Origin of the sequence: Parvibaculum sp. (assembly GCF_002684405.1) — a bacterium.
GTDB lineage: Bacteria > Pseudomonadota > Alphaproteobacteria > Parvibaculales > Parvibaculaceae > Parvibaculum.
This window is the reverse complement of record NZ_NYVD01000153.1, coordinates 23,627-30,905: the sequence shown is the minus strand read 5'-3', so window position 1 is coordinate 30,905 and position 7,279 is coordinate 23,627. Positions and strand designations below refer to the sequence as shown.

Annotated in this window: 8 protein-coding genes; 5 read left to right on the top strand and 3 right to left on the bottom strand. The window is 64.2% G+C overall.

From position 1 onward, the window contains the following. Positions 1 to 2: 2 nt before the first annotated feature. Positions 3 to 398 carry a nucleoside-diphosphate kinase gene (gene ndk, locus CMI59_RS14385; protein WP_293328932.1) on the top strand — a complete coding sequence of 132 codons (396 nt, stop codon included), beginning with the start codon at positions 3 to 5 and terminating at the stop codon, positions 396 to 398. 176 nt (positions 399 to 574) lie between these two features. Next, positions 575 to 1,423, top strand: a complete 849-nt coding sequence (locus CMI59_RS14380; RefSeq protein WP_293328931.1) for a sterol desaturase family protein — start codon at positions 575 to 577, stop codon at positions 1,421 to 1,423. A gap of 8 nt (positions 1,424 to 1,431) precedes the next feature. On the opposite strand, the gene CMI59_RS14375 is transcribed toward CMI59_RS14380, so the two are convergent. From CMI59_RS14375 to purM, 3 genes are read right to left on the bottom strand one after another with little or no spacing between them, the layout of a single operon-like run. Then, positions 1,432 to 1,956, bottom strand: a complete 525-nt coding sequence (locus tag CMI59_RS14375) for a L,D-transpeptidase family protein (protein ID WP_293328930.1) — start codon at positions 1,954 to 1,956, stop codon at positions 1,432 to 1,434. Between the two features lie 12 nt (positions 1,957 to 1,968). After that, on the bottom strand, positions 1,969 to 2,616 hold the full coding sequence (purN, locus tag CMI59_RS14370; protein WP_293328929.1) for a phosphoribosylglycinamide formyltransferase: 648 nt from the start codon (positions 2,614 to 2,616) through the stop codon (positions 1,969 to 1,971). Beyond that, positions 2,616 to 3,710 carry a phosphoribosylformylglycinamidine cyclo-ligase gene (gene purM / locus CMI59_RS14365; RefSeq protein ID WP_293328928.1) on the bottom strand — a complete coding sequence of 365 codons (1,095 nt, stop codon included), beginning with the start codon at positions 3,708 to 3,710 and terminating at the stop codon, positions 2,616 to 2,618. Before purM ends, purN begins: the two co-directional genes overlap by 1 nt. Before the next feature lie 288 nt (positions 3,711 to 3,998). Here purM and CMI59_RS14360 point away from each other — a divergent pair, with 288 nt between their 5' ends. From CMI59_RS14360 to CMI59_RS14350, 3 genes are read left to right on the top strand one after another with little or no spacing between them, the layout of a single operon-like run. After that, entirely contained in the window at positions 3,999 to 5,303 is a 1,305-nt protein-coding gene (locus tag CMI59_RS14360; protein WP_293328927.1) for a DUF2066 domain-containing protein, read from the top strand. Between the two features lie 43 nt (positions 5,304 to 5,346). Further along, on the top strand, positions 5,347 to 6,510 hold the full coding sequence (locus CMI59_RS14355; protein ID WP_293328926.1) for an AI-2E family transporter: 1,164 nt from the start codon (positions 5,347 to 5,349) through the stop codon (positions 6,508 to 6,510). After that, a complete protein-coding gene (locus CMI59_RS14350) occupies positions 6,511 to 7,188 on the top strand; it encodes a DnaA/Hda family protein (RefSeq protein WP_293328925.1) in 678 nt (225 codons plus the stop codon). Positions 7,189 to 7,279: the final 91 nt, after the last annotated feature.

Below are 7,279 nucleotides of genomic sequence, written 5' to 3'. Positions count from 1 at the left end.
TCATCAAGCCGGACGCGACCCGGCGCAACATCACCGGCAAGATCATCGACCGCCTGGAAAGCGCGGGCCTTCGCGTGGTCGCCTCCAAGCGCATCCACATGACGAAGGAGCAGGCCGAAGGCTTCTATGCGGTCCATAAGGAACGCCCCTTCTTCAACGATCTCGTGGCCTTCATGATCTCCGGCCCGGTCGTGGTGCAGGTGCTGGAAGGCGAAGACGCCGTGACCAAGAACCGCGAAGTGATGGGCGCCACCAACCCGGCCGACGCCGCGGAAGGCACCATCCGCAAGGATTTCGCCGAGAGCATCGAAGCGAACTCCGTGCATGGTTCCGATGCGCCGGAAACGGCTGCTGAGGAGATCAAATATTTCTTCAAGGACGAAGAGATCGTCGGCTGATTTCAGCCTGCGGCACGACTTCGGAAGGCCCTGCCCCTGAAATGCAGAAGAGGGCGGGGCCTTTTGCTTTTTCGGCAACACTTTGCGACGCAATGGCCCGGCGGGCCTCGCGACCGGGAATCGCGTGCTAGTCTTTCTCGACCGACATATTTTTGCCGACGAAGCGAGACGAAATCTTGAGACGCGTATTGTCTGTCGTTCTCTGGCCGCTGCTTTTCGCTGTGCCGCTGGCCATTGTCTGGGCCGCCATGTCCACCGGGCATGGGGTGGTCGCCTTCAATGTGACCTATCTGGGGCTGGCGCTCACCATTGCCGTTCTCGAGCGGGCCATGCCGCATGAGCGCGCCTGGCTCGAAAATGACGGCCAGATGCTGCCGGACCTCCTCCATACCGTGCTGAACAAGGGCGTGGCGCAGGTGTTGATCACCGTCATTGTCTTTATGGGGATTGCCGGATGGATGGCGCCCCGGGGAGACGGCATCTGGCCCGCCGAATGGCCGCTCGCCATCCAGCTCGCCCTCGGGCTCGTCATCATCGAATTCCCGCTCTACTGGAAGCACCGTCTGGCGCATGAATGGCCGTGGCTCTGGCGCTTCCATGCCGTGCATCACAGCGTGACGCGGCTCTGGTTCTTCAATACCGGACGCTTTCACCTCGTGGATACGCTGACCGGCCTCGCGGTGGGCATCCCGATCCTGCTGCTGCTCGGCGCGCCCGAACCCGTGCTGCTGCTGGTGAGCGCCGTGACGGCATTTATCGGGCTTCTTACCCACTGCAATATCGAGATGCGCTGCGGCGTGCTGAACTATGTCTTCAACACGCCTTCACTGCATCGCTGGCATCATTCCAAGGATTTGAACGAGGGCAACCGGAACTATGGCGAGAACCTGGTGCTGTACGACCAGATTTTCGGCAGTTTCTACAATTCGCCGCGCCGCCCGCCCCGCGATATCGGGATCGAGCAGCCCATGCCGGAAAACTTCCTCGGACAGCTGAAAGTGCCGTTCACTCGCCAGCCGCTCTGAGGTTTTCTTCACTGACGGATTTCAACCGGTGTGCCATCGGGCACGACGCGCCAGATTTCCTCGATCTCCGGATTGGTGACGGCGATGCATCCGGCCGTCCAGTCCACCAAGCGATGAAGGCGTCCGAACCAGCCGAGGCCGTTGCGCAGACCGTGGATCATGATGTCGCTGCCCGGCGATATGCCTGCGGCATTGGCCCGTGCGACATCCGATGCGTCCGGATAGCTGATCCGGAGGGAAAGGTGGTAGGCGCTGTCAGGGTTGCGCGAGGCGATCTTGTATCGTCCATCCGGCGTCAGGCGGTCGCCCTCCCGGGTCTTGGGAGCAATCCCGCCGGTGCCGAGTGATATTCGATAAACACGGAGAGATCTGCCCCCGGAAAAGAGCGACAGGCTGTGCTCACTCTTGTCGATGAGTATGCGGTCGGCGCGCGTCGCGGGCGGAAGCGGATTGCCGGCCGGCCAGTTTGCATAAAGGAAAATTGCGGCACCGAAGGCGAGAATCGCGAGAAGGGGAAAGACAGCTCTTCTCACGGCGGCCTCTTCCTAGTCCAATGGCGGCATGAAGATTGGGGCGGGGGCCTCTGCGCTGCCATCGGAAATGACGACACGCTCATCGGCCACGCGCGCCTTGCCTTCTGCGACGAGGCGCAGCGCAAAGGGGTAGAGCTTGTGCTCGGCCTCAAGGATGCGCTCGGCCAGCACATCCGCCGTGTCGTCCGGCAGCACCGGCACCGCCACCTGTGCGACGATGGGGCCTTCATCCATCTCGGGACGGACGAAATGCACCGTGGCGCCCGAGAGGCGCACGCCTGCATCGATTGCGCGCTGATGCACATGCAAGCCCTTGAAGGCGGGCAGGAGCGAGGGGTGGATGTTGAGCATCCGGTCGCGCCACCGGTTGACGAAATCGTCGGTCAGGATGCGCATGAAGCCCGCATTGCAGACGAGTTCGATCTCCGCATCTTCCAGCGTGCGGTGAAGCACCGCGTCGAACTCCTCGCGCGTCTTGAATTCCTTGTGGTCGATCACCTTGTGGGGGATACCGGCTTCCTCGGCATGGAGGAGGCCGGACGCATTCGGCCGGTTGGACAGCACTAGGCCGATCTCGGCGGGGAAGTCCTCCGCCGCGCAGGCATCGATCAGGGCCTTGAGGTTGGAACCGCGGCCCGAAATCAGGACGGCAATGCGCATCAGCCTGCCGACCCCAATTCGCCCTCGATGACGACTCGCTCGCCGTCGCTTTCCGCTTCGGCCAGTTTGCCGATGCGATAGACGGTTTCGCCCGCGCCGCGCAGGAAGCTGGCCACCTCCTCGGCCTTGTCCGCATCCGCGACGACGACCATGCCGATGCCGCAATTGAAGGTGCGGCCCATCTCGGCCTCATCGAGCCCGCCCAGCTTCATCAGCCAGCGGAAGACGGGCGGCATGGCCCAACTCGCGCCGTCGATATGGGCGGCGAGCCCGTCGGGCAGCACGCGGGGAATGTTTTCGACAAAGCCGCCGCCGGTGATATGCGCCATCGCCTTCACCGCATGCGTTTCGCGGATCGCCGACAGGAGCGAGCGGACATAGATCCGCGTCGGCGTCAGCAGCGTCTGCGCGATGTTCGCACCGTCGCCGCCGGGGAAGGGGGCGGACCATGAAAGCCGTTCGTCTTCCACGATGCGGCGGACGAGCGAATAGCCGTTGGAGTGGAAACCGGAAGAGGCAAGGCCCAGCAGCACGTCGCCCGGCTTGAGGTCGGAGCGCGGCAGCACGCCGTCGCGTTCGACCGCGCCGACGGCAAAGCCCGCAAGGTCGTAATCGCCCTTGGAATACATGCCCGGCATTTCCGCCGTCTCGCCGCCGATCAGCGCGCAATGCGCCTGGCGGCACCCTTCCGCGATACCGGCGACGACCGAGCGCGCCACATCCACGTCCAGATGGCCGGTTGCGTAATAGTCGAGGAAGAAGAGAGGCTCGGCGCCCTGCACGACGAGATCGTTCACGCACATGGCGACGAGGTCGATGCCGACCGTCTCATGCTCGTCCGCCTCGATGGCGACGCGCAGCTTGGTGCCCACCCCGTCATTGGCGGCGACCAGCAGCGGGTCCTTGAAGCCGCAGGCGGCAAGATCGAACAGGCCGCCGAAGCCGCCAAGCTCCGCATCCGCGCCTGCCCGGCGCGTCGAGGCGGCCAGCGGCTTGATCTGATGCACCAGCTCGTTGCCGGCGTCGATATCGACACCGGCCTTGGCATAGCTGTAGCGGTTGCTGTGGTCCGGATTTTCAGGATTGGAGGCCATGTCGCGCCGTCTTCAGGGAGGGGGAATCGAAGGGCATAAACCACCCGAAATTGAGCCCGTGCGCAAGGGGCTGCGGCAGAAGGGCCCAGGAAGCCGGAAAGAAGCCGGCCGGAAGAACGAGAATACGTGGATAAGCGCGGATTGCGGCGGCTTTTTGGTCTGGCCGCCTTCGCGTGAGCGGGCGCGATGGTATAGTGTCGCCGGAATTGAGGCCCCGGCCATCGAGGCAGGGGCGCAGTCGAGCGTTCCCCGGACAGAATTGCCGGAACAGAATTGAAGGGCCAGTTCATGAAGGCGATTTACCGGCTCCTGCCCATCGCAGGGCTTTTCCTCGCATCGCAGATCGTATTCGGCACTCTTCCGGCCAGCGCGGGCGACCTGTTTACGGTGAAGAATGTGCATGTGGACGTGACCGCCGACAGCGCCGCCACGGCGCGCGGGCTCGCGCAGGCACAAGGTCAGCGCGATGCGCTGACACAGCTCATGCACCGCCTGACCCTGCCGGAAGACTGGAGCAAGCTGCCCCCGGTGGACGACCAGATGGCCCAGAACGCCGTGTCCGGTTTTCAGGTCGCCAGTGAAAAGGCGAGTTCCACCCGCTATATCGCCAATCTGATCGTGAGCTTTCAGCGCGGTGCCGTGCGCGGCATCCTAAGTCGCTCCGGCGTGCCCTTTGCCGAGACGCAGGCCCGCCCGGCGCTTCTCCTGCCGGTGCTGGAAAAGGACGGGACCCGTATTCTCTGGGAAGACGACAATCCCTGGCGCAAGGCCTGGAACAAGGTCGATCTGTCGGGCGCCATGAAGCCGCTTATCGTGCCCTTGGGCGATATCGACGAAATGAACCTCGTCCCCGTCGACAAGGCGGTCTCGGGCGACGCAGAGGCGCTGACGGCGCTGGCCGAACGCTATGGCGCGTCCGACACGGTGGTGGCGCTGGCCAAGGCCAGCCCGCGCGACGGCAAGACCGTGCTCGACGTGACCGCCACCCATTATGGCGGCCCGGCGCCGCAGGAAACCATTCAGCGCTCTTTCGAGGGCGATACGCTGGAAGACGCCGCCGCGCAGGCCGCGCAGGGCATGCTCACCTCGCTCGGGATTCAGTGGAAACGCCAGATCATCGTCCGCGATACCCGCGTAAGGGAGCTGAACGCGACGGCCCGCTTCGACAATCTGGGCGAGTGGCAGAAGATCCGCCACGGGCTTGGCAGCACCCCGCTGATCACCGGCATGGACGTGATGGGCATTACGGGCGGGGCGGCCGAACTGCGCCTCTCCTTCAAGGGGGAGCCGGAACGGCTGGCGCTTTCCCTCGCACAGCAGGGCCTCGCGCTTTCCTCGGACGGGGCGGCCAGTGCCGGACCGGATGCAGGGATGGACGGGGCCAGCATGACGCCGGTTGCCGAGGCGGGCGACCGGGGACCCGAAACCCGTGTGCCCGAGGAGGGCGGTTTTCTGACGCCTGAGGAACAGCAGACGACGCGCCGCACGCCGATGGACGCGATGCCCGCGCCCGGCGCCGGCACAGCGCCGGGAGCAACGTCGCAGGGGACAATCGAAAGCGGTCGGCACTGGGTTCTGAAAGTGCAGCCGTGACGGGCATCGCCGATCTGCAAATGGACCGGCCGGGGAGAGGGCAATGAGCATTCAGCGGCAATTGATCGTCTGGGCCATCGTGGCGTTCGTCTTCGTGCTCATGCTCTGGCTGCTCGAAAGCATCCTCCTGCCCTTCGTGGCGGGCATGGCGATCGCCTATTTCCTCGATCCGATGGCCGACAAGCTGGAGGAATGGGGACTGTCGCGGCTCTGGGCGACCGCGGTGATCACGATCTTTTTCATCATCGTCATGGTTGTGCTGGCCATTCTGGTGCTGCCCCCGGTCGTGCAGCAGGCGGTCTCGCTGGCTGAATCTCTGCCCCGGCTGCTCGAGGAAGCGCGGCAGGGCCTGCTGCATCTGACGTCGGCCCGGCTTGAAGCGATCTTCGGCGAGCGCGCCGCGGACATTCAGGACGCGATCAAGAGTTCTCTGGGAGACAGCTTCGGCTGGCTGTTGAACATCATCGCCTCGGTCGGTTCGCAGGGTCTTCAGATCGCAGGCGTCATCGCCTTGGTGGTGGTGACGCCCGTCGTCGCCTTCTATCTGCTGCTCGACTGGGACCGGATGGTGGAGCGGATCGACCAGCTTCTGCCGCGCGACCATGCGCCGACGATCCGCGCGCTGGCCCGCGAGATCGACACGGTGCTGGAAGGCTATGTGCGCGGACAGGTGCTGGTCTGCATCGTTCTCGGTTCCTATTACGCCATCGCGCTGTCGGCGGCCGGACTGCGCTTCGGGCTCATTGTCGGCATCGTATCGGGCATTATCAGTTTCATTCCCTATCTGGGATCGCTGACAGGCTTCGTCATCTCGCTCATTCTGGCGCTTCTGCAGTTCTGGCCCGACTACACCCAGGTCATCATCATCATGGCGATCTATCAGCTGGGGCAGATCGTGGAAGGCAATTTCCTCCAGCCCAAGCTGGTGGGCGACAGGGTGCAGCTTCATCCCGTCTGGGTGATGTTCGCCTTGTTCGCCTTTGGCGCGCTGTTCGGCTTCGTCGGCGCATTGCTGGCCGTGCCCGTCGCCGCGGCGATCGGCGTCATCGCGCGTTATTCCGTGGCGCGCTATCAGACGAGCCCGCTCTATCTCGGCGAACGCGCCTATTCATCGGGCGCGGGAGATGTGGAGGCGAAGGTCCAGCATGCGGAGGGACGGCCCGTTCCGCCCGGCGTGGCACCCACCAAGGAAACACCGGAAGGCTGAATGGCCCGGCAACTTGTACTGGCATTGCCGCACCGCCCGGCGCTGGGGCGGGAGGATTTTCTGGTCGCAGCGTCGAACGAGACGGCGGTCGCGATGATCGACGCCTGGCCGGACTGGTCGGCACCGTGGCTGGTGCTGTCGGGACCCGCCGGAAGCGGCAAAACGCATCTCGCCGAAGTCTGGCGTATGAGAAGCGATGCGCGGCATGTCGCGCCCGCCGAGTTGCCCGATGCCGACATAGCCGCCCTGACGGCGAGCGGTCCGCTGGTGCTGGAGGGGATCGATACGCTGTCGGAAAAGGGCGAGCGCGCGCTTTTTCATCTGGTGAACCTGACGCGGGAAGAGGGCGGGTTTCTGCTGATGACCTCGCGTATCGCCCCGGCGCAGCAAAAGTTCACCTTGCCCGATCTCGCCTCGCGCCTTCGCGCCGCGCCGCATGCCGAACTGGGAAGCCCCGATGACGAGCTGCTGGCGGGCGTGCTGGCAAAGCTCTTCGACGACCGCCAGCTCAATGTGCCCGAGACGCTGATCCCCTTTCTGCTGCCGCGCATGGAGCGCTCGGTGGCGGCCGCCCGTGCGCTGGTGGAAGCGCTGGACGAAGCGTCTCTGGCGGGAAAACGGCCTTTGGGGCCTCGACTCGCCGCCGAGATACTGGAGCGCGGCCCATCGCAGGATTGATCCCCAAGCCGTTGATGGTTCAAGTGAAATCGGCTTTTCCAGGTCATATCTTGGTCATATAGTTTTCGTAATCTCCAATCCGTTTCATGAC

Bases quoted from the DNA above. Each gene is read 5' to 3' on its own strand.
- purN (WP_293328929.1), bottom strand. From the start codon at position 2,616: ATGCGCATTGCCGTCCTGATTTCGGGCCGCGGTTCCAACCTCAAGGCC.
- purM (WP_293328928.1), bottom strand. From the start codon at position 3,710: ATGGCCTCCAATCCTGAAAATCCGGACCACAGCAACCGCTACAGCTAT.
- CMI59_RS14360 (WP_293328927.1), top strand. From the start codon at position 3,999: ATGAAGGCGATTTACCGGCTCCTGCCCATCGCAGGGCTTTTCCTCGCA.
- CMI59_RS14355 (WP_293328926.1), top strand. From the start codon at position 5,347: ATGAGCATTCAGCGGCAATTGATCGTCTGGGCCATCGTGGCGTTCGTC.
- CMI59_RS14350 (WP_293328925.1), top strand. From the start codon at position 6,511: ATGGCCCGGCAACTTGTACTGGCATTGCCGCACCGCCCGGCGCTGGGG.